This window comes from Bradyrhizobium sp. CB82 (assembly GCF_029714405.1).
GTDB lineage: Bacteria > Pseudomonadota > Alphaproteobacteria > Rhizobiales > Xanthobacteraceae > Bradyrhizobium.
Window position 1 is genome coordinate 1,591,975 of the sequence record NZ_CP121650.1, and the last position, 23,048, is coordinate 1,615,022.

The 23,048-nt window shown below is 63.0% G+C and carries 22 protein-coding genes; 14 read left to right on the forward strand and 8 right to left on the reverse strand.

What is annotated here, in order from left to right; all coding sequences use genetic code 11:
* Positions 1-275 precede the first annotated feature (275 nt).
* The 9 genes from QA640_RS07625 to QA640_RS07665 all read left to right on the forward strand — a co-directional run bounded on the left by QA640_RS07625 (position 276) and on the right by QA640_RS07665 (position 9,433).
* Positions 276-1,589 (forward strand): epoxide hydrolase family protein, encoded by a 1,314-nt coding sequence (locus QA640_RS07625; RefSeq protein WP_283040098.1) that lies wholly within the window; start codon positions 276-278, stop codon positions 1,587-1,589.
* 49 nt (positions 1,590-1,638) lie between these two features.
* Positions 1,639-2,487 carry an enoyl-CoA hydratase/isomerase family protein gene (locus QA640_RS07630; RefSeq protein ID WP_283040099.1) on the forward strand — a complete coding sequence of 283 codons (849 nt, stop codon included), beginning with the start codon at positions 1,639-1,641 and terminating at the stop codon, positions 2,485-2,487.
* A 72-nt stretch (positions 2,488-2,559) separates the two neighbouring features.
* Entirely contained in the window at positions 2,560-3,030 is a 471-nt protein-coding gene (locus tag QA640_RS07635) for a (2Fe-2S)-binding protein (RefSeq protein WP_283040100.1), read from the forward strand.
* 2 nt (positions 3,031-3,032) lie between these two features.
* Positions 3,033-5,204, forward strand: a complete 2,172-nt coding sequence (locus QA640_RS07640) for a xanthine dehydrogenase family protein molybdopterin-binding subunit (RefSeq protein ID WP_283040101.1) — start codon at positions 3,033-3,035, stop codon at positions 5,202-5,204.
* A 39-nt stretch (positions 5,205-5,243) separates the two neighbouring features.
* On the forward strand, positions 5,244-5,666 hold the full coding sequence (locus QA640_RS07645; RefSeq protein ID WP_283040102.1) for an OsmC family protein: 423 nt from the start codon (positions 5,244-5,246) through the stop codon (positions 5,664-5,666).
* A 22-nt stretch (positions 5,667-5,688) separates the two neighbouring features.
* Positions 5,689-6,165: a cupin domain-containing protein gene (locus tag QA640_RS07650; protein WP_283040103.1), complete on the forward strand. Its 477-nt coding sequence runs from the start codon at positions 5,689-5,691 to the stop codon at positions 6,163-6,165.
* 27 nt (positions 6,166-6,192) lie between these two features.
* Positions 6,193-7,347 (forward strand): HlyD family secretion protein, encoded by a 1,155-nt coding sequence (locus QA640_RS07655; RefSeq protein WP_283040104.1) that lies wholly within the window; start codon positions 6,193-6,195, stop codon positions 7,345-7,347.
* A 50-nt stretch (positions 7,348-7,397) separates the two neighbouring features.
* Complete coding sequence (locus QA640_RS07660) at positions 7,398-9,017, forward strand: MDR family MFS transporter (RefSeq protein WP_283040105.1); 1,620 nt, start codon at positions 7,398-7,400, stop codon at positions 9,015-9,017.
* A gap of 35 nt (positions 9,018-9,052) precedes the next feature.
* Positions 9,053-9,433 (forward strand): hypothetical protein, encoded by a 381-nt coding sequence (locus tag QA640_RS07665; RefSeq protein WP_283040106.1) that lies wholly within the window; start codon positions 9,053-9,055, stop codon positions 9,431-9,433.
* A gap of 102 nt (positions 9,434-9,535) precedes the next feature.
* On the opposite strand, the gene QA640_RS07670 is transcribed toward QA640_RS07665, so the two are convergent.
* Positions 9,536-10,177 carry a TetR/AcrR family transcriptional regulator gene (locus QA640_RS07670; protein ID WP_283040107.1) on the reverse strand — a complete coding sequence of 214 codons (642 nt, stop codon included), beginning with the start codon at positions 10,175-10,177 and terminating at the stop codon, positions 9,536-9,538.
* Between the two features lie 140 nt (positions 10,178-10,317).
* On the opposite strand from QA640_RS07670, the gene QA640_RS07675 reads away from it, so the two are divergent.
* From QA640_RS07675 to QA640_RS07685, 3 genes are all read left to right on the forward strand, one after another.
* Positions 10,318-11,508 (forward strand): HlyD family secretion protein, encoded by a 1,191-nt coding sequence (locus QA640_RS07675; RefSeq protein ID WP_283040108.1) that lies wholly within the window; start codon positions 10,318-10,320, stop codon positions 11,506-11,508.
* Positions 11,505-13,001 (forward strand): MDR family MFS transporter, encoded by a 1,497-nt coding sequence (locus QA640_RS07680; RefSeq protein WP_283040109.1) that lies wholly within the window; start codon positions 11,505-11,507, stop codon positions 12,999-13,001. Before QA640_RS07675 ends, QA640_RS07680 begins: the two co-directional genes overlap by 4 nt.
* A gap of 104 nt (positions 13,002-13,105) precedes the next feature.
* Complete coding sequence (locus QA640_RS07685; RefSeq protein WP_283040110.1) at positions 13,106-14,044, forward strand: aldo/keto reductase; 939 nt, start codon at positions 13,106-13,108, stop codon at positions 14,042-14,044.
* Positions 14,045-14,613: 569 nt separating this feature from the next.
* Here QA640_RS07685 and QA640_RS07690 read toward each other — a convergent pair.
* Genes QA640_RS07690 through QA640_RS07710 form a run of 5 tightly spaced genes read right to left on the reverse strand, consistent with a single transcriptional unit; the run spans position 14,614 to position 18,595 of the window.
* Positions 14,614-15,381 carry an ABC transporter permease gene (locus tag QA640_RS07690; protein WP_283040111.1) on the reverse strand — a complete coding sequence of 256 codons (768 nt, stop codon included), beginning with the start codon at positions 15,379-15,381 and terminating at the stop codon, positions 14,614-14,616.
* Positions 15,378-16,142 carry an ABC transporter permease subunit gene (locus QA640_RS07695; RefSeq protein ID WP_283040112.1) on the reverse strand — a complete coding sequence of 255 codons (765 nt, stop codon included), beginning with the start codon at positions 16,140-16,142 and terminating at the stop codon, positions 15,378-15,380. The genes QA640_RS07690 and QA640_RS07695 overlap by 4 nt, the downstream gene beginning before the upstream one ends.
* Positions 16,139-16,945: an ABC transporter ATP-binding protein gene (locus tag QA640_RS07700; RefSeq protein WP_283040113.1), complete on the reverse strand. Its 807-nt coding sequence runs from the start codon at positions 16,943-16,945 to the stop codon at positions 16,139-16,141. The genes QA640_RS07695 and QA640_RS07700 overlap by 4 nt, the downstream gene beginning before the upstream one ends.
* Positions 16,942-17,646 carry an FCD domain-containing protein gene (locus tag QA640_RS07705; protein ID WP_283040114.1) on the reverse strand — a complete coding sequence of 235 codons (705 nt, stop codon included), beginning with the start codon at positions 17,644-17,646 and terminating at the stop codon, positions 16,942-16,944. The genes QA640_RS07700 and QA640_RS07705 overlap by 4 nt, the downstream gene beginning before the upstream one ends.
* A gap of 13 nt (positions 17,647-17,659) precedes the next feature.
* Positions 17,660-18,595: an ABC transporter substrate-binding protein gene (locus QA640_RS07710; protein ID WP_283040115.1), complete on the reverse strand. Its 936-nt coding sequence runs from the start codon at positions 18,593-18,595 to the stop codon at positions 17,660-17,662.
* 103 nt (positions 18,596-18,698) lie between these two features.
* Here QA640_RS07710 and QA640_RS07715 point away from each other — a divergent pair, with 103 nt between their 5' ends.
* A complete protein-coding gene (locus QA640_RS07715; protein WP_283042745.1) occupies positions 18,699-19,688 on the forward strand; it encodes a fumarylacetoacetate hydrolase family protein in 990 nt (329 codons plus the stop codon).
* A 71-nt stretch (positions 19,689-19,759) separates the two neighbouring features.
* Positions 19,760-20,536 carry a cyclase family protein gene (locus QA640_RS07720; protein ID WP_283040116.1) on the forward strand — a complete coding sequence of 259 codons (777 nt, stop codon included), beginning with the start codon at positions 19,760-19,762 and terminating at the stop codon, positions 20,534-20,536.
* Positions 20,537-21,110: 574 nt separating this feature from the next.
* Here QA640_RS07720 and QA640_RS07725 read toward each other — a convergent pair.
* Entirely contained in the window at positions 21,111-22,406 is a 1,296-nt protein-coding gene (locus tag QA640_RS07725) for a lytic murein transglycosylase (protein ID WP_283040117.1), read from the reverse strand.
* A gap of 81 nt (positions 22,407-22,487) precedes the next feature.
* The gene (locus QA640_RS07730; protein ID WP_283040118.1) at positions 22,488-22,874 is read right to left on the reverse strand and encodes an MAPEG family protein; all 387 of its coding nucleotides are present in this window, start codon (positions 22,872-22,874) and stop codon (positions 22,488-22,490) included.
* Between the last annotated feature and the right edge of the window lie 174 nt (positions 22,875-23,048).

Here is a 23,048-nt window from a genome sequence, read left to right on the forward strand (position 1 = left end):
GACCGCTCAGGCGGGATGCGTCGTCGCGCATGATACGCATTGCACTTGCGATGGCATCGAGCCTGCACCTTTCGCGATCGTTGCCGAGATGCCGTCGCGATGAATGCTCGCCCGCCTAACGCCGCAATGTCCCACACGCGACTCGCAACGGCTAACGACGCCTAACAATCCATAACGAGCAAACGCGCGGCGCCTCCGTCACAGTGTGCGTACAAACACGGGCCTGTTGAGTCCGAACGCGGCCCTCCGATCGAACGAAGCAAGGGAGAACGGCAATGAACGCACGATCGAGCGTCGACCTCATCAACCCGGACCGACGTCAAGTCCTGAACGCAGCCGCGATGGGCGTTGTTGCCGCAGGTATGGCCAGTCTTTTGCCCATTCATCGAGCGGCTGGAAGCCCGAGCCACGCAATTCGGCCATTCCATGTCAACATTCCCGACGAAGACCTTATCGACTTGCGCCAGCGGCTTGCGGCGACCCGTTGGCCAGACAGCGAGATCGTCCCCGACCAGTCCCAGGGCGTGAAGCTCGCGACGATGCAGCAGCTCGTACGCTACTGGCAGACTGACTACGACTGGCGAGGGGTGGAGACGCGGTTGAACGCACTACAGCAGTTCGTCACAGAGATCGACGGTGTCGACATCCATTTCATCCACGCTCCATCCAAACACGATAATGCACTGCCCATGATCGTAACGCACGGCTGGCCCGGCTCGATCATCGAACAGCTCAAGATCGTCGATCGCCTGACGAACCCAACGGCTTACGGCGCGAGCGCGTCTGACGCGTTCGATCTCGTCATCCCATCGATCCCCGGCTATGGCTTCTCGGGCAAGCCGACGACGATTGGCTGGGACCCGGTGCGGATCGCGCGCGCCTGGATCGTGCTGATGAAGCGCCTCGGTTACAGCCGCTTCGTGGCGCAGGGCGGTGACTGGGGCAATGCGGTCACAGAGCAGATGGCGCTGCAAGCGCCACCGGAGCTGATCGGCATCCACACCAACATGCCTGCCGCCGTGCCCGCCGACATTGCTAAGGCATTGCAGCCGGACGGCGCGGTGCCCGCCGGTCTCTCCGTCGAGGAGCAGAACGCCTACAACCAGCTCGATGATTTCTACAAGCATGGTCTCGGCTATGCCCTCGAGATGGCGAACCGGCCGCAGACGCTCTATGGCATTGTGGATTCGCCGGCTGGCCTTGCGTCCTGGATCCTCGATCACGACGCGCGCAGCAGCGGACTGATCGCGCGGGTATTCGACGGCAAGAGCGAAGGCCTGACCCGCGACGACATCCTCGACAACATCACGCTTTACTGGCTGACCAATACGGCGATTTCGTCGGCACGGCTGTACTGGGAAAACAAGCTCGCTTTCTTTGAACCGAAGCACGTTTCCATCCCGGTGGCCGTCAGCGTCTTCCCCGACGAGATCTATGCCGCCCCGCGCAGCTGGACCGAGCGGGCCTATCCCAAGCTGATCCACTACAACCGGCTCGAGAAGGGCGGCCATTTTGCGGCCTGGGAACAGCCCGAGCTGTTCTGTGCGGAAATGCGCACCGCGTTCCGTACTTTGCGACGATCGACCTGAGGGATCGCGCGGCCTTCCTCTCCAACCCCACCAACCAGGAGTGCATATCATGAATCGTCCCGAACGCAGCTTTGCGAGTGATCAGATCCGGCTCGAGCGTCGCCTGCCGACATATTGGCGCGTCACTTTCGACATGCCGCCGGTGAACATCTTCGGTCCGAAGCAGCTTCCGTTACTCAATGACGTGATCACCGCGATCGAGAACGATCCGGAGCTCAAGGTCGTGGTGTTCGATAGTGCCGTCGAGGGGTTTTTCATCACGCACTACGACTTCCTCGCGCCGCTCGAAGATTCCCTGAGCATCCCGCCGGGACCGACTGGACTTCAGGCACTTCCCGACATGCTCGTGCGTCTCAGCCGCGCGTCAGCGGTCTCCATTGCTTCGATTCGCGGCCGCGCGACCGGGGTCGGCAGTGAACTAGCGCTCGCGAGCGACATGCGCTTCGCGAGCCGCGAAAAGGCCATCCTGTCGCAATGGGAGGTGGGCGCCGGCCTGGTACCCGGTGGCGGCCCGATGGCGCGATTGCCGCGTCTGATGGGCCGGGGACGCGCGCTCGAAGTGCTGCTCGGCGCCGACGATGTCCGCGGCGATCTCGCCGAGCGCTACGGCTACGTCAATCGGTCGCTGCCAGACGCCGAGCTCGATGGTTTCGTCGAGGCGCTCGCGATGCGCATCGCATCGTTCGACAAAGAAGCTATTGCGGAGACCAAGCGTCTCGTCGACGTCGCAAGTCTGCCTGCCGACCTGGAGATTCGGCCCGAATGGGACGCCTTTCTGGCTTCCCTCGGCCGTCCCGCCAGTCAGAACAGGATCAAGGCGCTGATGGCGCGGGGTTTCCATCGGGCCGGCGACGTCGAAAACCGGCTCGGCTTCCACGTCGGCCAACTCGGCGACTGAGGAGGATCCGGCAACAACAGCGACGGCGCGACCGTGAGCCGCGCCGGTTGCGGAAAACCGAGGAGAGGTAGCATGGCCTACAATATCACGATCAACGGAACTCTGCGCAGCGTCGATGTCGATGGCGATACGCCGCTGCTTTGGGTGTTGCGCGACGTGCTCGGCATGACCGGCACCAAGTTCGGCTGCGGCATGGCGCTGTGCGGTGCCTGCACCGTGCATCTCGACGGCTCTGCCGTCCGCTCCTGCATTACTACGATCGATAGCGTTGGTGATTCGAAGATCACTACGATCGAGGCGGTCGGCTCGACGGCCGCGGGCGCCAAGATACAAAAGGCATGGCTGCAACATGAGGTCGCGCAGTGCGGCTACTGCCAGTCCGGGCAAATCATGTCGGCCTCCGCCCTACTCGCCGGTAACGCTCATCCCACAGATGCAGACATCGACGATGCCATGAGCGGCAACATCTGCCGCTGCGGAACTTACGTCCGCATTCGCGAGGCAATCAAGCTTGCCGCGCAATCGTCGGCGAGGGAGGGCTGACCATGATTCACCATCGTGTCGCGCCGACCGCATCATATGCCGACCTGTCGCGCCGCAATTTCCTCGTCAACAGTGCCGTGGCCGGCGGCGGGCTGATCCTGAGCCTTAGCCTACCGTTCGGCCAAGGCAAAGCTCTTGGTGCCGAGAGCTTCACGCCGAACGCTTTCATTCGTATCGGCACCGACGGACAGGTTGTGCTGACGATGCCCTATGTCGAGATGGGGCAGGGCACCTACACCTCGATCCCGATGCTGATCGCGGAGGAGTTGGAGGTCGCGCTGAAGCAGGTTCGTCTCGAGCACGCGCCGCCGAACGAAAAGCTCTATGCCAATCCGCTGCTGGGGGTACAGGCGACGGGCAATTCGAATGCCATCCGTGGTGCCTGGAAGCCGCTTCGCGAAGCCGGCGCGACTGCGCGGATCATGCTGATCACGGCTGCTGCCAAGCGCTGGAGCGTCGATGTTGCGTCCTGCCGAGCGGAGGACGGCGAGGTAATTCACACGCCCAGCGGTCGGCACCTCCGTTATGGCGAGCTTGCCGCCGAGGCCGCGCAGATGCCGGTTCCGAAGGACGTCGCGCTGAAGCGGCCGCAAGAATTCAAGCTGATCGGGACCCCGGCGAAACGGCTCGATGCTGCCGGCAAGGTGAACGGCACCGTGGTCTATGGCATCGATGCTCGGCCGCCTGGTGTGAAGATTGCAACGCTGGCCCAGTCGCCCGTGTTCGGTGGCCGGCTGAAGAGCCTGGACGACAGTGCAGCCAGGGCAACTAGAGGCGTGCGTCAGATCGTCAGGCTCGACGACGTCGTTGCCGTCGTCGCCGATCACATGGGCGCCGCGAAAAAGGGCCTCGAGGCACTCAAGATCGAGTGGGACGAAGGTCTCCACGCTGGCCTGAGCACACAGGACGTCGCACGCCAGCTGGAACAAGCAACGCTGAGGGCGGGAGCAGTCGCCCAGAACATTGGTGACGCCGAGGAGGCGATGACGAACGCCGCGACGAGGATCGAGGCGAGCTATCATTTGCCGTTCCTGGCGCATGCCACCATGGAGCCGATGAATTGCACGGTGCATTTCAGAGGCGGCGAATGCGAGATCTGGGTCGGCACCCAGGCGATCGCGCGTGTACAGGCCATGGCGGCGAAAGCCGCCGGGCTGCCAGTCGAAAAAGTGATCATTCACAATCACCTCATCGGCGGCGGCTTTGGCCGACGTCTCGAGGCCGATGGCGCGGTGCGGGCAGTCGAGATCGCCAAGCAAGTCGATGGTCCTGTGAAGGTGGTGTGGACGCGTGAGGAGGATATCCAGCACGACATGTATCGTCCGTCCTGGGTCGATCGCATCGCAGCCGGCCTCGACAAGGACGGCAAGCCGGTGGCCTGGGTCAATCGCTTCGCCGGTTCTTCGGTGATCGCCCGCTGGCTTCCGTCCGCCTTCAGGGACGGCCTCGATCCCGACACGACCGAAGGCGCGATCGACCTGGTCTATGCGCTGCCGAACTTCCACGTCGAATATGTTCGCGTCGAGCCGCCCGGCATCCCGACGGCGTTCTGGCGCAGCGTTGGTCCCTCGCACAACGTCTTCGTCACGGAGAGCTTCATCGATGAACTGGCGGCGGCGGCGAAGCAGGATGCTGTAGCCTATCGCCGTGGGCTGCTCGATCACAATCCGCGGGCGAAGGCGGTCCTCGATCTGGCGGCGGAAAAAGCCGAGTGGGGCGCTCCGCTGCAAAAAGGGCGCGGCCGCGGCATAGCCCTGCAACACGCATTCGGGAGCTATCTGGCCCAGATCGCCGAGGTTGAGGTCGCCAAGGACGGATCCGTTCGTGTCCACCGTGTGGTCTGCGCGATGGATTGCGGCACCGTGATCAATCCCGACACCGTGCAGGCGCAGATCCAGAGCGGCGTGATGTTTGGTGTGACCGCCGCACTGTATGGCAAAATCACGCTCAAGAATGGCCGCGTCGAGCAGGCCAATTTCGACACCTATCAGATGCTGCGCATCAACGAGGCGCCGGCGGTCGAGGTGCACGTGGTCAGCAGCGCCGAACCACCCGGTGGAATGGGAGAGGCCGGCACGTCGGGCATTGTCCCAGCGATCGCCAACGCCGTCTTTGCCGCGACGGGAAGGCGGCTCCGCCGGATGCCGATCGATCCCGCCGCACTCAAGGCGTGAGCGAAAGCGAGCGCGCTCGAACCAACGAGGAGAAGTGACATGATCCGGAAGGCACAAGCAGTTTGGCGCGGCACTGGTCGCGATGGGAGCGGCCAGCTCTCCAGCGAGTCCGGCGTGCTCGCGGAGACGCCCTATTCGTTCAAGACCCGCTTCGAGAACGAGAAGGGCACCAATCCGGAAGAGCTGATCGCTGCCGCCCACGCCGGCTGCTTCACCATGGTGCTTGCCTTCGGCCTGCAACTTGCGGGCTTCAAGCCGACCGAGCTCTCCACGGAAGCTGCCGTCACGCTCGAGCCCGAAGGCAAGGGATTCAAGATCAGCAAGTCGGCGCTTACCTTACACGGCAAGGTGCCAAACCTTAACGAGGCGGGGTTTGCTCGCATTGCCGGCGATGCCGAGAAGAATTGTCCGGTGTCGAGGGTTCTCAACGCGACAATCACGCTGGATTCGAAACTCGTCTGATTGACCTCAGGAGAATGACGTCATGACCATCAAACATCAGCCCGACCAGGCCGATTTCAGGGCGATCCTGCCCGAGCAGATCGACTGGAAGCCGTTCCCCGCGTTTCCGCCCGGCGCTCGCCTCGCGGTGATGGTCGGCTGTCCCGCCGAGCCCGGCCCCTATGTGGTCAGGGTGAAAGTGCCGGGCGACACGAAATTGATGCCGCACAAGCATCCCGAGGATCGCATCTACACCGTGATGTCCGGCGTCTTCTACATCGGGCTCGGCGAGGTCTTCGACGGTGACAAGGTGCAAGCCTATCCGCCGGGTAGCGTCGTCGTTCTGCCTGGCGAGACCTGGCACTACCACTGGGCCAAGTCCGGCGAATACGTCACGCAGGTCTCGGCGATCGGCCCGCTCGGTCTCGAATATCACGACGCGCACGACGATCCGCGTCGGATCCCGACGTCATCGGCAGATTTCGGTTGCCACTATGAGAGGGCGCTCTCGACGCAGTAGCGCTCGGAAATCACGAGGAAGCTAACCATGTCCGACGTTTCTGCTTCTTATGTCTCTGGACCTCGCGCGAAGACTGGCCTTCATCCGTCCCGCCAGGCACTCCGGCGTACGGCGATGGCATTCGCCGGAGCACTTGCGGTCGCCGCGACCGCCGCTTCCGGCGATTACTATCTCACCACCGGGCGCTATCTGGAAACGACCGATGACGCCTATGTCAAGGCCGATTCCACGATCGTCGCGCCGAAGGTTTCCGGCTACATCGGCGAGGTGCTGGTATCCGACAACGAGCCGGTCAAAGCGGGCCAGCTCCTGGCGCGGATCGACGACCGCGATTTCAGGACCGCGCTGCATCAGGCCCGCGCTGACGTCGCGGCCTCGGAAGCTGCGGTAAATAATCTGAACGCACAGATCGAATTGCAGTCGCCCTTGATCGAGCAGCAGGCCGCCGAGGTGGACGCCACCGAAGCCAATCTGAAGTTCGCGCGGGAAGAGCGAGCCCGCTATGACGATCTGATGAAGTCGGGCTCCGGCACGGTACAACGCGCCCAGCAGACCGACGCGGCCTTGCGTGCACAAAGCGCGCAACTCCAGCAAGGTAAGGCCGGGCTGATTGCCGCCAACAAGAAGGTCGAGGTGCTCTCGACCCAACGCGCCCAGGCGCTCGCCCAGCTCGACCATGCCCGTGCCGTGGAGCAGCAGGCGGCGCTGAACCTGTCCTACACGGAGATCACTGCGCCCGTTGAAGGCTCCGTCGGTGCCCGTTCGCTGCGGGTCGGCCAGTATGTCCAGGCGGGCACGCAATTGATGGCCGTGGTTCCGCTGGATGCGGTGTATGTGGTCGCGAATTTCAAGGAGACCCAGCTCACCCACGTGCGCAACGGCCAGCCGGTCGAGCTCAGGATCGACAGCTTCCATTCGACCAGGCTGAAAGGCCATGTCGACAGCCTGTCGCCGGCGAGCGGTCTGGAGTTCGCCCTGCTGCCGCCCGACAACGCCACCGGCAACTTCACCAAGATCGTGCAGCGCGTTCCCGTGAAGATCGTGTTCGACGGCGGGAACCTCAAAGGTTTGTTGCGCCCCGGAATGTCGGCGGTGCCGACCATCGATACCAAATCGACCGTTATCGCCGAGCGGGACGAAACACGGCGGCTCGCATCGGGCGGACCCAAGCCCCGCAGTTGAGCGAATGCGCGTCGTGAAGGGCATGCTCCCTCGCGCCCAAGGAGAGGACGATGACCGCACGGCAGGCCACCATCGATGCCATTCCGGCGGGCGAAAGCCGGCCGGCCGTGGCGGCGCCGTGCACTCCCGCCGTTCCTCTGAAGACGTGGATCGCGGTGATTGGCGCCACGCTGGGCGCATTCATGGCAGTGCTCAACATCCAGATCGTGAACGCCTCGCTTGCCGACATCCAGGGCGGGATCGGCGCCGGGATCGATGACGGCGGCTGGATTTCGACGTCGTATCTGATCGCAGAGATCGTGGTGATCCCCCTGAGCGGCTGGCTTGCCCAGGTGTTCTCGATCCGCATCTACCTCCTGACCAACGCCTTCCTTTTCCTCGTGTTCTCGGCGGCCTGCGCGTTCGCGCAAGATTTGCCGCAGATGATCGCGTTGCGCGCCGTGCAGGGCTTTAGCGGCGGTGTGTTGATTCCCCTGGCATTCACGCTGATCATCACCTTGTTGCCGAAAGCCAAGCAGCCCATCGGTCAGGCGCTGTTCGCGATCTCCGCGACGTTTGCGCCGGCGATCGGGCCGACCATCGGCGGCTATCTCACCGAGAACTGGGGCTGGCAATACATCTTCTACGTCAACGTCGTGCCAGGCACGATCATGATCGGGATGCTCTACTTCTCCTTGGAAGCAACGCCGATGAAGCTGTCGTTGCTGCGCGACGGCGACTGGCCTGGAATCGTCACTATGGCGATCGGGCTCTCGGCGCTGCAGACCGTGCTGGAGGAGGGCAACAAGGATGATTGGTTCGGCTCGCCATTCATCGTCCGTTTCGCGGTCATTGCCGCGATCGCGCTGCCGCTGTTTGTCGCGATCGAACTGACTAGCGAGAAGCCGCTGTTGAATCTGCGCCTGCTGTCCCGTCGCAGTTTCGGCTTCGGCGTCCTCGCGAATTTTCTGCTTGGCGTCGCCTTATACGGTTCGGTCTACATTCTGCCCGTCTATTTATCTCGCATTCAGGGCTACAATTCCGAGCAGATCGGCGCGGTGCTGGCGTGGACCGGGTTACCGCAGCTTGTGCTGATCCCTCTGGTGCCGCGGCTGATGAAGCGGACCGATCCGCGCATCATGATCAGCTTTGGCTTTGCGCTCTTCGCCGCCTCAAACTTCATGAACATCTACATGACCGGCGACTATGCGGCTGATCAGTTGTTTTGGCCCAATGTCGTCCGTGCTGTGGGTCAGGCCCTCATGTTTGCGCCGCTTTCGGCGGTCGCAACTGCCGGAATCGAGCCGGAGAATGCCGGGTCCGCATCTGCGTTGTTCAATATGATGCGCCAACTCGGCGGCGCGATCGGGATTGCTGCACTGCAGACGTTGCTGACCAAGCGCGAGCAGTATCATTCCAATGTGCTCTCGCCGTCGGTCTCGTTACTGGAGCAGGCGACCCGGACCCGGCTGGATCAGCTCACGGAATATTTCATCAGCCATGGCGTGATCGACCGCGTTGACGCCGCGCACCGCGCCTACGTCGCGATCGGAAAGATCATCCAGAAGCAGGCCTTCATCCTTGCCTTTAGCGACACCTTTTACGCGCTGGGCGTGGCACTGATCGTCGCGCTGGTGGCTGGCCTGATGCTCAAGAGGCCCGATCACCTCGAAGCAGGCGGGGCGCATTAGCCGGTTTGCAAAGAACTTCGCAAGGGAGAATGACCATGAAGCCCGACATGAGCCTCCACGGATCTTCAGCCGAGACTATCAAAGCGCTGCGCGTACCTACGAAGCCGCCCGCGACGATTGATTCGATCGCCATCTCGATGCGGTCGATGGGAATAGGCGCCTGGTTAATCGTCGTCGTTCTGATCACATTATTAGTCGGTACTGTCTTCGTTTCCTATCTGGGTTGGACGAGCGCAGCCGGAACTGACGTTCCTGCCTCGGGATATATTGCACTCGTAATCGGCGTGATTTGTTCTCTTGCTGTCGGCTTCGGCCTGATGGCGCTGGTCTTTTACAGCAGCCGCGCCGGGTACGATGAGCCCGCACGGCTCGTGCCGAAGGACGACGCTCCCTCCGACGAGAGGATACCGCGATGACGTCAGCTCAACCGAAGGAGCGTACGGCGAAATCCATCGAGGGCGATGGCTTCGACATTTTTCTCCTTCGCATTCGTTCGATGCCTGAGGATGCGTTGCGGCTCAATCCGCTTCGACCGGACATCCGCAGATCACACTCGTCGCTTTCCGCGCGATCTCCCTCAGCTCGGACAGGCGAGCGCCGGCACGGGCGCGGATGGCGATGGTGTGCATCGTGGCTGACGCGAGAACCGCAAGTGCCGCTGGATCGGCATCATGCTTCAGCTCGCCCCTCTCGCGTGCTGTCCGAAGGCGAGCTTCAAAATCGGCGTCGAGCATGCGGAGCCCGGCGGCAACACTCTTCCGGATCTCTGCATCTTCGACCGCCTCGGCTACCGCTGTCCCGATCACAAAGCAGCCGCGCGCGGAGCCTTTGCGCGAAAAATAGAAGGACAACGCCGCCTCATAGGCAAGCATCAGCGCTTCGGCCAAGGGACGGTCCCCCGCGAGGGCCTCGCGCGTCGCAGCCAGGGTCATCTCCCAATAGCGTGCGAGAGCCTCGAGATAGAGTGCGTGCTTGTTGCCGAATGCCGCATAGAGGCTCGGCGGGTTCATTCCAGTTGCAGCCGCGATCTTGTCCAGCGGGGTGCCCGAATACCCGGTCCTCCAGAAGGTCTCGGTCGCCTGCTTCAGGGCTGCCTCCGCGTCGTAGGCGCGCGGCCGCCCACGAGGTGCCGCTGCCGTTTCGTTCTTTCTTCGGGGCATGTCGAAATCTCGGTCGTTGGATGTTGAGGCATATTTATAGCAATCGTTATAAAAAAACAACTGGGAGCCCCTTGATTGTCGTGCAGGGGTAAACTAATTGTAACGAACGTTATGAAATAGAATTGACGTGAGGGGTTTCCATGCGGTTAGATCTTTTGCCAGTCGCCGGCTCGAAGGGAGAACGCGAAGAGTTTCGCGAGAGCTCTGCGGAAGCGCGATTTGATCGAACTGTCGACGACTCGCCGCCCGATCGCGCGGTCGCGCTACCCCGAAGGAGCGTGATGGAGCGGCTGCGCCGACCGCTCATGCTCGCTCTGCCTCTCATGGTGGCGGCACTCGGAGCCGCCGTGTATCTCGTGCAAGAACCTTACGTCTCGACCGACAATGCGTTCGTTCGGGCCGCGAAAGTGACCGTCAACGCCCGAGTTTCCGGCCAAGCGGTTGAGATCGCCGTGCACGATAACGAGAGTGTCCGGCAGGGCCAGGTCCTGTTCCGGATCGACCCGGAGCCCTACCAGATCGCAGTCGATCAGGCGGAGGCGCGGCTCGGTAGCGCGCGCCTCCAGATCGAGGGGCTCAAGGCGACCTACCGCCAACAACAGGCCGAGCTGCAGTCAGCGAGGGATTCAGCCGACTTCGACGCGCGCGAGTACGACCGCAAGAAGATGCTGGTCGCCTCCGATTTTACCCCGCGTGCGGTCTTCGAGCGAGCCGAGACAAATCTCAAGGTCTCGCGCCAGCGCATTTCGTCGATTGAGCAGCAGATCGCCAGCACAATCGTGGCTCTGGACGGCGATCCGGACATTGACGTCAATCGCCATCCGACGGTTCGTGCGGCCAAGGCCCAGCTCGACCGTGCCCGGCTCGACCTTTCCTATGCGACGGTGACGGCGCCCGACGACGGTGTCGTCACCAGGGTCGACGATCTACAGATCGGCGGCTTCGTCAATGCCGGAGCGCCGGTGTTTTCGCTGCTGTCGAGCCGTCACGTCTGGATCGAAGCGAATTTTCGCGAGACAGGGCTGACCCATATGCGTCCGGGTCAGGAGGCAACGATCGACGTCGACGCGTATCCCGATCGCAAATTCAGGGCGCACATCGTCAGCATGAGTCCCGGCACCGGATCGGATTTCTCGGTCCTGCCGCCCGAGAATGCGACCGGAAATTGGGTCAAGGTGGTCCAGCGCCTGCCGGTGCGTCTCGAGCTCGATGACGTTGATGCGAGCAGGCCATTGTTTTCCGGCATCAGTGTCACCGCGCGGGTCGATACCGGCTATCGCGGCAGCTTGCGCCACCTGCTGCAGCCAACCTACGCGGCGGGGTTCAGATGAGTGCCGTCGTCCCATCGACCGTTGCAGCGGATGGCCATGGCGCCATCTCGCTCGCGGCTCTCATGGCAACCTACATGCAGGCCGTCAATATCTCACTGCCCAATGCGGCGTTACCGCATATCCAGGGAACCCTCTCGATGGCCAATGACGAGGTCGGGTGGGTGTTTTCCTCCTATATCGCGGCAAGCGCCGTAGCCATGTCGGTCACGAGCTGGCTTGCGGGACGCTATGGACGGAAGTCGGTTTACCAATTCTCCCTCATCATCTTCGCGCTAGGTCTTGTGCTGGATACGCTGGCGACGACGTCCGTCCAGTTCGTGCTCGCCCGGATCGTCCAGGGAGTTGCAAGCGGCCCGCTTGCGCCGCTTTCGCTGGCGATCCTGCTCGATGTGCAGCCACCCGCCCGGCATGCCCGCCTGAGCCTGGCGTGGACGGTGTGCTCTCTTCTCGGCATCAGCAGCGGAGCGAGTATCGGCGGCTGGTTCAGTGAATATCTCGGCTGGCGTTCGATCTTCTATGTCAGCCTGCCGATGACGGCATTCATCTTTCTCGCGATGGCGATCTGGCTTCGCGAGAAGAGGGCGGAGCGGAGGCAACCCTTCGACTTTTTCGGTTTGGCGACCTTTTCGCTCGGCATGATCGGCCTGCAAGTGCTGCTTGACCGTGGCGAGCGCCTGGAATGGTTCGACTCGATGGAAATCTGGATCGAGGCGGTCGTCTCCATTCTGGGGTTCTATCTGTTCGTCGTGCACGTCATGACGACGAAGGAGCATTTTCTCCGCACGGCACTGTTTAGGGATCGCAATCTCGTCCTCTCGACGATGATCTCCTTTGCCGTCGGCCTCGTCCTGCTGCCGACCCTGGCGTTGACCTCACCGATGCTGGAGGAGCTGCTCAACTACCCTGTCGACACCACGGGCTACATGACGATCCCGCGGGGCGTTGCGCTCGTGGGAGGGGTGCTGTTGACGAGCCTGGTCCCGGCGCAAGTCGACTACCGCCCGTTCCTGGTTGGCGGAATGGCACTGGTGGTCTACGCAAATTGGCTGATGCTCGGATATTCACCGGCGATGGATTGGCGCGCGGTGGCCGAGGCCGGCTTCCTCCAAGGTGCGGGGCTCGGCATGGTGATTCCGGCGCTCGCCAAGGCCGCGTTCAGTACGCTCGATCCGAAGCTCCGCCCGGAAGGTAGTGCGCTCATCAACCTGTCGCGGCTCTATGGCAGCACGATCGGCATCGCCGTGGTGCAGATCTTCTTCTACGGCAACACCCAGGCCATGCATGTCGCGCTCGCTAAGGACCTCATGCCCTACCGGACCGCCGCGCATGTCGCCGGATCAATGGCCAAGCCCGGCCTTGCGGCGCTCAACGGCATGGTCACCCACCAGGCGGCCGTCGTCGCGGTCATCGGTCAGTTCAAGATTCTGATGTTCGCCATGCTCGTCGTGAGCCCGCTCGTGCTTTTTCTTCGTAAACCGCGGCCGGCAGGTTGAGGACCGTGGAATGGTGAGATGACACCGCATCGAACAGTCTCAGTCTGTCGCACTCGACGGACGCCGCATCTGCGGCGGCCGAGCCTCAACAAGGAAGCAGGAATATGACACCATCGAATGCGCTCCGCTACACGAGGATTTCCACCCACGAATCCGGGACAATTCCCGCTGTGGGATTTGGCACACTCATTCCGGATCAGAACGCAACGAAACAGGCCACCAGGGCTGCACTGGAAGCGGGATTTCGACATCTGGATTGCGCGGAACGCTACCGCAATGAGGCAGCGGTAGGCGAAGCTATCCAGGACGCCTTCAAGGCAGGAACGCTTCGGCGCGAGGATCTGTTCGTAACCACGAAGCTCTGGAACACCAATCATCGTCCAGAGCGGGTCAAACCTGCCTTCGACGCGAGTCGCCGGCGGCTCCAACTCGACACCATCGATTGCTACATCATCCATACGCCTTTTGCATTCCAACCCGGTGACGAGCAGGATCCGAGGGACGACCGCGGTCAGGTGATCTATGATCCCGGCGTTACATTAGCTGAAACCTGGCAGGCGCTGGAGCGCCTGGTCGAGGATGGTCGTTGCAAGTCGATCGGTCTATCGGACGTCACTTTGGAGAAGCTGCGCGAGATCGTCGCGGTCGCGCGGATCAGGCCCGCGATGGTGCAGGTCGAATCGCATCCTTATCTGCCCGAATGGGATCTGCTCGACTTCTGTCGAGAACATGGAATCGTGTTGCAAGCGTTTGCAGCTTTGGGCCATGCGATGGAGCCTAATGTCCTGGCCGACCCCGTCATAACAGCCATCGCACAACGCCTGGGCAGGACACCTGCTCAAGTGGCCCTGGCCTGGGCCGTGCAGCGCGGGACCGCTTTCCTGACCACCTCTACCAAACCTCAGCGAATCCGGGACAGCTTCGACATTTCCGCTCTCCCTGACGACGCCATGGAGGAGATTCGGGACCGCATCACCACAAAGATCAGGTTCAATGCAGTGGTGCAGACCGGCGTGCCGGGATTCATTTCTCGGGCGCGATGAACTGGTGAATTGGAAGTATTCGAACGCGAGGGCAATCCGCGCAGGACGACGAGACGCTGGGTCTTGCGCGTACCGTTGCGGGCAACGGCGGACACGGTAGAGGTTGTCGGCGGTGAAATCCCTTTTGGGGCCGTGGCTCAAACAGTGGGTTTGGGCCTGGAAATGGCGAAAATGCTTTATCTTTCAACGAGGATTGACCGACGCTCTCTCCGCCGCACTGCCTCTCCACTGTATCTGGCTGTTCGCTATGGCAATGAACCAATGAATCGCCCGACAGCGGCTGTTGCGGCCAGTTCCGTGATGTTTCACCTGGTCGCCAGGCAACGCGTGTTATTTAGTCTAGAACGTGGGTTCGTGCGGATTTCGCACCAAAGAGGTCGCGCGCGAAGCTCAAGCCACTCGACCTCGGACGCGAAGGGGACGAAAAGCCCTCGGTTAGATCGCGACCTGAACTGAATGTCGGTATCGGTGGTTGCGCCTCCCCGCAACCAAATTCGGATTGACCGGACCCGAGACGAAAACGGCCCGCGCCAAGCGGGCCATTTTTGTTGGGCGGTGTGATCGCCGCGCTACCTCGCCGCGGTCTGCCAGGCGAGTAGCCGGTGCTCGACCAGTGACATCGCAATCGACGTCAAATATCCGGTCGCACCGAGCAGGATGACGCCGGCGAAGAGGTCGGCGGATCGGAACGCGCGTGCCGAGAGCAGGACCCAGTGACCAAGGCCGTCGAGGCCGGCCAGGATCTCGCAGACCACCGAGAGGATCAGCGCGACGGTCAGGCTGAGCCGCATGCCCGCGAGGATGTCCGGCAATGCCGAAGGCAGGGCGATCTTGCCTATGACGGCGGTGCGCGACATCTGCAGCGAGCGGGCGACCTCATAGAGCCGCGGTTCGACTGCGGCAAAGCCGTGAATGGTTGCGAGCATGATCGGCCAGACCGCGCCGAAGGCGATCACGAACAGCGCCATGCCCTGCGTCAGCCCGAGCATCGCGATCGCGACCGGGATGATCGCCGAGACCGGCAGGGGCCGCAGAAATTCCAGCGACGGCGCGACATAGGCGCGCATCATCTTGGACGAACCGATCAGCGCGCCAAGCGCAATGCCGGCGATCGAGGCGGCGAACCAGCCATAGGCCATGTGCTCGAGCGTGCCGATCAGCTTGCCCGCGAGATCGCCGCTCGAAAAGCCGCGCACCAAAGCGGCCCAGGCGCGGTCCGGACCGGGCAGGAACACCGCCGACACCAGCTTCAGATTGGCGACGAGCTGCCACGCCGCGATGAAGCCGGCCGCGACGAGGACGCTTGCGACACGCCAGAGGATCGCCGCGCGTTTCATGGATTGTCTCCGGCGAGCGCGGCGCGGCCGAACAGGCGGCGCTGCGCCACGATCAACAGAATGTTCAGCGCGTAGCCGATCGCGCCGATCCAAAAGAGATAGGCGAGCATCAGGTCGGCGCGCAGGGCCTGCTGCGCCAGCATGATGCCGGCACCCAGGCCGATCGGATTGATGGCGATCTCGACGGTGACGGCGACGATCAGGGCGATCCCGGCCGACAGGCGGAAGGCGACAAAGATCCGCGGCAGCGCAGCCGGGATCACGATCTTCGCGATCCGTTGCGGCGCGCTCAGCCGCAAGGCCCGCGACACTTCCATCAATCGCGGCTCGATGCTGCGCACCGCGCTGCGCGTCATGATCAGCATAGGCCAGACGCAGGCGAACGCCACGATCGCGATCTCCATGCGGTAGCCGAAGCCGAGCGCGATCAACGCAATCGGCAGCAGCGCGATCGAGGGAATCGGGCGGATCGCCTCGACCGTCACCTCCATCAGCCGGTCGAGGGGACGCGAAATGCCGAAGGCGATGCCGAGCGCAAGCCCGATGGCGCCGCCGATGGCAAGGCCTGCAAAGGCGGCGAACAGCGTGTCGCGGGTCGCGATCGGAATCGACAGATCGGCGAGCGCTGTGGCCAACGCCGCGAGGATCGCGCTCGGCGGTGCCAGGCTGTCGCTTTGCAGATGGGTGAGGCGCGCCCAGAGCTCGAACGCCAGCATCAGCGCCAGCGGCAGCAGCAAGGGTTTTGTGCGGTCGAGGCTCAATGCTCGGTCGCCTTGATGAAGTCGAACAATTGCCGGCGCAGCCGCAGGAATTCCGGATGCTCGCGGGTGGCGAGCTGGTCGCGCGGGCGCGGCAGGTCGACCTCGAGCTCGATCCCGATCCGGCCGGGATGCGGCAAGAGGCCGATGACGCGGTCGCCGAGGTAGATCGCCTCGTCGAGATCGTGGGTCACGAAGATCACGGTGGTCTGGCTCGCCTGCGTCAGCGACAGCACCTCGTCCTGCAAGCCCTGACGCGTCATCGCATCCAGCGCGCCGAACGGCTCGTCCATCAGCAGCGTCGTCGGCTCCTGCGCGAGGCAGCGCGCGATCTGCAGGCGCTGCTGCATGCCCCCCGACATTTCCGTCGGATATTTGTCGGCATGGCCGGGCAATCCGACCTTGCGCAGCAGCGCCTCGATGCGCGCGCCGCGTTCGCGCGCCGGCACACGCGAGGCTTCCAGCGCCAGCGAGATGTTTCCGGCCGCGGTCCGCCACGGCAACAGCGCCTTGCCGTAATCCTGGAACACGATCGCGACCTCGCGCCGCGGCTCGGTGATCGGCTCGCCGTCGAACGTCACCGCGCCGCTCGTGGGGCGATAGAGGCCTGCGGCGAGCCGCAGCGCAGTGGTCTTGCCGCAGCCGGAGGCGCCGACGATGCAGAGGAATTCGCCCGGCCGCACCTGAAGATCGAGATTCTCGATAATGGTCTTGCCGCCGAGCCGCAGCGTCGCGGCATTGAACGCGATCAGCGTTTTCTGCCGCCGCGCGGCGCGCGCCTCAATGAGCCTTGCAACAACGCTCATGATTGCTCCCCGCCCACCTGCGGATAGACGAAATCGATGGTCGAGTGCAGATGCGCCGCCAGCATCTTCTGCGCGGCGGCCACATCGCGGGCGAGCACATGGTCGGCGAGCATCTGGTGACTGCGGATGAAGCCCTCGCCGCTGTCGATGGCGCTCATCATCACACGGCGGTAGCGGTAGGCCTGGTCGTAGAGATCGGAATGGGCGGCCAGCATCCGCCGTGAGCCGCAGGCGGCGAGCAGCGCGGTGTGAAAACCCTTGTGCAGCCGATCGAAATCGGCCGCGCCTTCGCGGAATTCGTTGCCGGTGCGCTCGATATGCCGGCGCATCTGATGCAGCGCGCTGACAATGCCGGCCTCCCAGGCGACATCGCCATGGAGGATGGCGAGCCTGACCGCCTCGATCTCGACCGCCGTGCGCATGCAGGTGATGTCGGCGAGATCCTCGCGGCTGACCTCGGCGACGCGAAATCCGCGCTGGCCGATGCCGACGATCAGGCCGCGCGACATCAGCCGCGACAGGCCTTCGCGCAAGGGGGTAGCGCCGATGTCGTAGCGCTGCACGAGGTCGACGATGCCGAGCCGCGATCCCGGCGCGAGATCTCCGGCCAGGATGTCCTGCTCGATGAGGTTTGCGGCACGCTCGCTCAAGGTGCCGGCTTCCGTCGGCGGGCGTTCAAGAGTGCGCTCGGGAGCAGGCATCGTCGATATCCCTTTAGTTCAGCACGAGTTTCGCGGTGTCGAGCTTCGATTGCAGCATCTTCTGCGACGACATCACGTCGATCCACCAGGTGAGATTTTCCGGCTTGAGGTTCGGCTCGGACTGGTTCGGCGGCGTCGCCTTGACGAGCTCGAGCGGCTGCTTGGTGAATTTGGCGATCGAGGCGGAGGCCTTCTCGCGGTCGCTGTTGACGATCGCGGCAGCCTCCGCGATGGCTTCGCGGAACTTCTTCACCGTCGCCCCATTTTTCTCCGCCCAATCGCGCGAGGCGGCATAGAAGATGATCGGATCGGTACGGCCGAGCTCGGCGCCGTACCGCGCGCCCACCGAGCCGAGCCCCGCATTGGTCATGCGCGTGACGAACGGCTCGGCGGTGAGCACGGCATCGACGCCGCCTGACTTGATGATGTCGGCCATGGTCGGGAAGGTGACCTCGACGAAATTGACGCTTTTGGGATCGACGCCTTTCTCCACCAGCCATTTCACGAACAGCACGTGCAGAAAGGCGTTCAGGCCTGGCGCGCCGACCTTCTTGCCGATGAAATCCTTCGGCTCCTTGATGGTGATGCCGTTACGGACGAAGGCGGCGATCGCGGTGTTGGAGGTCGGATTCATGACCGAGGCGCCGGCGATCGCGACGAGGTCGAGGCCGCCGTCGACGGCCTGGAGGAAGACGGTGGAGGTGGGGCCGCCGACTTGAATCGAGTTCGAAAGGATCGCCGCCGGGATGTTGGAGTTGATCGCGATCGGCGTCATCTCGACGTCCAGCCCGTGCTTTTTGAAAATGCCTTCGTCGACCGCGACCATGGCCGAGGCGCAGTCCGAGGTCGCGGTGCAGCCGATCTGGATTTTGGCTTGCGCCAGCGCTGTTGCCGTCAGGGCAACCGACACCCCGATGCCGAGCGTGAGACCTGCCAGCATGCTCCTCATCTGCGTTCGCCTCACCGCCCTCTCCCTAGTTTGTATTTTTCAGGCTTGTTTATCGATATTTTATCTGATCATATATTATAAACGATAGCAAGGGGTGCCCAAGGTGAAGCTCGCAACATTCAGAACGGCCGGTCAGGAGAAGATCGGCGCCGTCCACAGCAATGACAGCCAATTGTTTGACCTCGCCGCCGCCGCGGCGCGGGATGGTCAAGCTGACCCGGCCTTCGGCTCGATGCTGGCGCTGATCGACGCCGGGCCCCGTGCGCTCGATCGGGCACGGGCTCTGCTGGACAAGCACGGCCAGGACGCGACGCTGTCGGCGGCGGTCAGCACCGTCGACATCCTCGCACCGGTGCCGGAGCCCAGGCAAATGCGCGACGGCATGTCGTTTCCCCTGCACATCCTGCAGGCGCCGCGCGGGCAGCGGAAGCTCGCCGCCCGCGCCAAGGGGGACATGGCGGAACTGGCGCGCATCGACGCCGAGCCGCTCGGCGAGCTGCCCGAGGTTTATCGCAAGCAGCCGATCTTCTACATCACCAATCGCTTCAGCGTCCGCGGCACCAACACCACGGTGAAATGGCCGCGCTACAGCAAGGTGATGGACTATGAGCTCGAATTCGGGATCATCACCAAGAACAAGGGCGCGAACATTTCCGCCGCGAAGGCCAGGGATCACATCTTCGGCTATACCATCTTCAACGATTTCTCCGCGCGCGACGCCCAGCGCATCGAGATGGAGGGACGGCTCGGCCCTGCCAAGGGCAAGAGTTTTGACGGCGGCAACGTGTTGGGGCCCTGGATCGTGACGCCGGATGAGATCGGCGATCCTTACAAGCTGAAGATGGAAGCGCGCGTCAACGGCGAGACCCGCTCGAAAGGCGTGAGCGAGGGCATGCTGTTTTCTTTTGAGGAAATCATCGCCCACGTCACCCAGGACGAGACGCTGATGCCCGGCGAGTTCATCGGCTCCGGCACGGTCGGCAATGGCTGCGGTCTCGAGCTCGGCTGGTTTCTCGAGCATGGCGATACGATCGAGCTCGAGGTCGAGAAGATCGGTATTTTGAAGAACCGCGTCGAGCGGCAAGAAACCTGAAGGGGTCGTCTGAAGGCGCGTCTGGAGCGACGCCTGACGCCGCCAACGAGAACAATCAACGAGGAAGCGCCATGACAACCAAGCTGATCGATATCTCTGTCCCGCTGCAAAATGACGTGCCGGCCGACCCGCCTGGCAATCATCCGACGATTCAGTACATCAATCACCAGCAGGGCCTGCCGCGCATGCTGCAGTTCTTCGATGGACTGAAGGCCGAGGATCTGCCGGACGGTCAGGGCTGGGCGGTGGAGCAGGTCAGTCTCTCCACCCACAACGGCACGCATCTCGACGCGCCCTGGCATTTTCACCCGACCATGAATCGCGGCGAGCGGTCCTGGACCATCGACGAGGTGCCGCTGGAATGGTGCTTCCAGCCCGGCGTGAAGCTCGACTTCCGGCACCTGCCGGACGGCTACGTCGCAACGGCCAAAGACGTCGAGGCCGAGCTCAAGCGCATCGGCCACGAGCTGAAGCCGCTCGAGATCGTCGTGGTCAACACCAGCGCCGGCGCCAAATATGGCCGGCAGGACTACGTCACCTCCGGCTGCGGCATGGGCTATGACGCAACCATGTACCTGCTCGAGCGCGGCGTGCGCCTGACCGGCACCGATGGCTGGAGCTGGGATGCGCCGTTCGTTCATACCGCGAAGAAATATGCCGAGACGAAAGACGCCAGCCTGATCTGGGAAGGCCACAAGGCCGGACGCCATATCGGCTATTGCCATCTCGAGAAGCTGCACAATCTCGAACTGCTGCCGGCAGCCGGCTTCAAGGTGTCATGCTTCCCCGTGAAGATCGAGCGAGCCTCGGCAGGCTGGACGCGAGCGGTCGCGATTTTGGAAAGCTAGCTTCTTGAGGCCCGCGTTGGGCGCCAATCGCGTCAAATGGCCGTCATCAGCAATTGTCGGTCTCGGTGGTTGCGCTTCCCCGCAACCAAATAAACCTCTGATTTTATGGGGTTTTAGAACGCCGCGCTCCGGGCGGCTTTCTTATTTTTGGCTCTAGCTCCGCAGACCAAAACCGGCCTGCGCTGGCGCCATCCCTGGACTTCGGATGACGGACATCTTCGGTACGATGATTTCGATCGCTTGATCGTACAGATACCGGAGACGACGGATTGGCGATGTTGAAGCTGTTTGGTCATGAGATTTGGTTGCGGATGGCTCCAACGTCGTAGCCATGCTGGGATTTCACTATCCAACCCCGCATCCAATGGCTGGAAGGCATCGATGACGAGAACGATCAGCGAAGTCATCGCGCACGACAACCCCTGCAATGAGATTGACGATGCGTCCGCATCTGCAAACTGCGCGAGGATAGCCTTCTACCCCTGATTTACCCGACGCGTCAAACGATTTCGTAAAATCCGTAAGCCGTCGCGCCGGCCGCCATTCTCCTTTGCATGGGGTTGTTTTCGAGATTTTAGTCGGAAGCCGGTCTCGCGCCCGCAAGCAGGTCTTGCGACGGCCAGCAATCGACGCTCCCGCCCACGCGCTGCTGGTATTGTCCGATCGCCCGCCGCGTGACCGTGCCGAGCCGGCCGTCGATCGCATCGGAATAATAGCCGCTCCTGCTAAGCTGCGTCTGGATCGCGGCGACCTCGCTGTTGCGCAGCGGCTTGAGCCTGGCCCAGGGCTTTTCGAACGGGGCGCCGCCCGCGATGAGGTCGGCGAGATGGCCGACGAACAGCGCATAGACGTCGGACTGGTTGTAACTGCGGATCGCCTGGAAGTTGGCGAAGACGAGGAAGGCCGGGCCATAAGTGCCGGCAGGCATGACCAGCTGGGCCTGGTCCTGCAGCATGCCGCTGGGAACAGGGGCATCGCCAGCCGGCGTGACGCCGAGCTTCAGCCAGGCGGTGAGCGGCCGCTTGATGTCGGGCGAGCTCTCCACGCAGCTCACGGTCGGCGGCAGACGAACCTCGAATCCCCATCGTTTGCCGCGCTGCCAGCCATAGTCGCGAAGCTGCTTGGCGCCAGAGGCGAGCGCATCGGGGATGGAGCGCTCGAGATCGATCTTGCCGTCGCCGTCGCCATCGGCCGCGAATTTGAGGAAATCCGAGGGCTCGAACTGGGTGTGGCCCATTGCCCCCGTATAGGAGCCCTTCGCATCCATGCTGATGGTGCCCTCTTGGACCAGATCGAGGGCGATCAGAAGTTCGCTCCGGAACAGGTCCTTGCGGCGGCCGAGATAGGCCTGCGTCACCAGCGCCTGGAACACGGGATGGCGCTGCACCTCGGCGCCGTAATCGGTCTCGCGGCCCCAGATCGCGATGACGACGTTGCCGGGGACGCCGTAGTCGGTCTCGATGCGCGCGAGCAGGCCGCGGTAGGTCTGGAAATGCCGTGCGCCCGTCCTTGCAAGCCCTGTGAGCTGTTGCCGGGGCAGGTAGTCGGCCGGCAGCTTCACGAACTCGGCCTGCTCCTTCACGGGGCGGCCCGGGATGACGAGATCCGGCAGGCCAAGGTCGAGCTGGACATTGGTCGCTCGGTCGAACACTGCCTGCCTCACGCCGCGCGCCTGAGCCTCCAGCCAGAGCTGCGCGCGCCAGGCATTGAAAGCAGGGTCGGCGCGAGCCTCCAGCGCCTGCGTCAGCACGACGAGCGCGATTGTCCCAGAGATCCATGTGCGCCGCAAAATCCAGAGCAGCGCCCGTGCCGCGCCCGGGCAGCCCTTGTCCATGAGGCGTTTGACCATGTCGCCACCGAGCTCACGCACGATCCGTCCTTCAGCGGGAATCACGAGGAGGGGGTAGGTTAGCACCTAAACCCGCCGATGCGTCGGCCAACGAGGGTTGCGTCAGGCGACCACCAGTCCGACCGCCAGCACCAGTCCGCTCAGATAGGTGAACAATGCGCCGGCAAAGCGCGCCGGGTTGGGCCGGTTGAGCGACTTGCCCCACAACAGCCCGGCGGCGAGGGAAAAGCGCGCGATCGTCGCCACCACAATCGTCGCGATGATCCAGCCAGGGGCCGGCCGCGTCGCGAACCAGAGAAACATCGCCGCGAAGAACGGCGCGTATTCGGCCGTGTTGGCATGCGCCCGCACCGCGCGGTGAATGGGATCGGTGGGGCCGAGGTCATGGCCGATGCCCCGCCTGAACCTGCCGCGAAGGATCGAGACATAAAACCCCAGGCCGAACAGCAGCAGGCCGAGCAGGGCGGTACAGATGATGGCGACGTTCATCGCGTGGCTTCTCCCCCAGGACGAGACGATAGGAGATCAGATCAGAGCGCCGTGGGAAAGCCCGATGAGGCGATCCCATCGGCCTTCACCCCGACAAACCTTCTTTTCCGCGGAGCCGATGTCAGCTACCTTCGCTGCTAGCCACCGGGTTAGGTGGCGTAGCCGCGTCAATTT

Excerpts from the sequence above, each read along its gene's own strand:
- QA640_RS07625 (WP_283040098.1), top strand. The coding sequence starts at position 276 with ATGAACGCACGATCGAGCGTCGACCTCATCAACCCGGACCGACGTCAA.
- QA640_RS07630 (WP_283040099.1), top strand. The coding sequence starts at position 1,639 with ATGAATCGTCCCGAACGCAGCTTTGCGAGTGATCAGATCCGGCTCGAG.
- QA640_RS07635 (WP_283040100.1), top strand. The coding sequence starts at position 2,560 with ATGGCCTACAATATCACGATCAACGGAACTCTGCGCAGCGTCGATGTC.
- QA640_RS07640 (WP_283040101.1), top strand. The coding sequence starts at position 3,033 with ATGATTCACCATCGTGTCGCGCCGACCGCATCATATGCCGACCTGTCG.
- QA640_RS07645 (WP_283040102.1), top strand. The coding sequence starts at position 5,244 with ATGATCCGGAAGGCACAAGCAGTTTGGCGCGGCACTGGTCGCGATGGG.
- QA640_RS07650 (WP_283040103.1), top strand. The coding sequence starts at position 5,689 with ATGACCATCAAACATCAGCCCGACCAGGCCGATTTCAGGGCGATCCTG.
- QA640_RS07655 (WP_283040104.1), top strand. The coding sequence starts at position 6,193 with ATGTCCGACGTTTCTGCTTCTTATGTCTCTGGACCTCGCGCGAAGACT.
- QA640_RS07660 (WP_283040105.1), top strand. The coding sequence starts at position 7,398 with ATGACCGCACGGCAGGCCACCATCGATGCCATTCCGGCGGGCGAAAGC.
- QA640_RS07665 (WP_283040106.1), top strand. The coding sequence starts at position 9,053 with ATGAAGCCCGACATGAGCCTCCACGGATCTTCAGCCGAGACTATCAAA.
- QA640_RS07670 (WP_283040107.1), bottom strand. The coding sequence starts at position 10,177 with ATGCCCCGAAGAAAGAACGAAACGGCAGCGGCACCTCGTGGGCGGCCG.
- QA640_RS07675 (WP_283040108.1), top strand. The coding sequence starts at position 10,318 with ATGCGGTTAGATCTTTTGCCAGTCGCCGGCTCGAAGGGAGAACGCGAA.
- QA640_RS07680 (WP_283040109.1), top strand. The coding sequence starts at position 11,505 with ATGAGTGCCGTCGTCCCATCGACCGTTGCAGCGGATGGCCATGGCGCC.
- QA640_RS07685 (WP_283040110.1), top strand. The coding sequence starts at position 13,106 with ATGACACCATCGAATGCGCTCCGCTACACGAGGATTTCCACCCACGAA.
- QA640_RS07690 (WP_283040111.1), bottom strand. The coding sequence starts at position 15,381 with ATGAAACGCGCGGCGATCCTCTGGCGTGTCGCAAGCGTCCTCGTCGCG.
- QA640_RS07700 (WP_283040113.1), bottom strand. The coding sequence starts at position 16,945 with ATGAGCGTTGTTGCAAGGCTCATTGAGGCGCGCGCCGCGCGGCGGCAG.
- QA640_RS07705 (WP_283040114.1), bottom strand. The coding sequence starts at position 17,646 with ATGCCTGCTCCCGAGCGCACTCTTGAACGCCCGCCGACGGAAGCCGGC.
- QA640_RS07710 (WP_283040115.1), bottom strand. The coding sequence starts at position 18,595 with ATGAGGAGCATGCTGGCAGGTCTCACGCTCGGCATCGGGGTGTCGGTT.
- QA640_RS07720 (WP_283040116.1), top strand. The coding sequence starts at position 19,760 with ATGACAACCAAGCTGATCGATATCTCTGTCCCGCTGCAAAATGACGTG.
- QA640_RS07730 (WP_283040118.1), bottom strand. The coding sequence starts at position 22,874 with ATGAACGTCGCCATCATCTGTACCGCCCTGCTCGGCCTGCTGCTGTTC.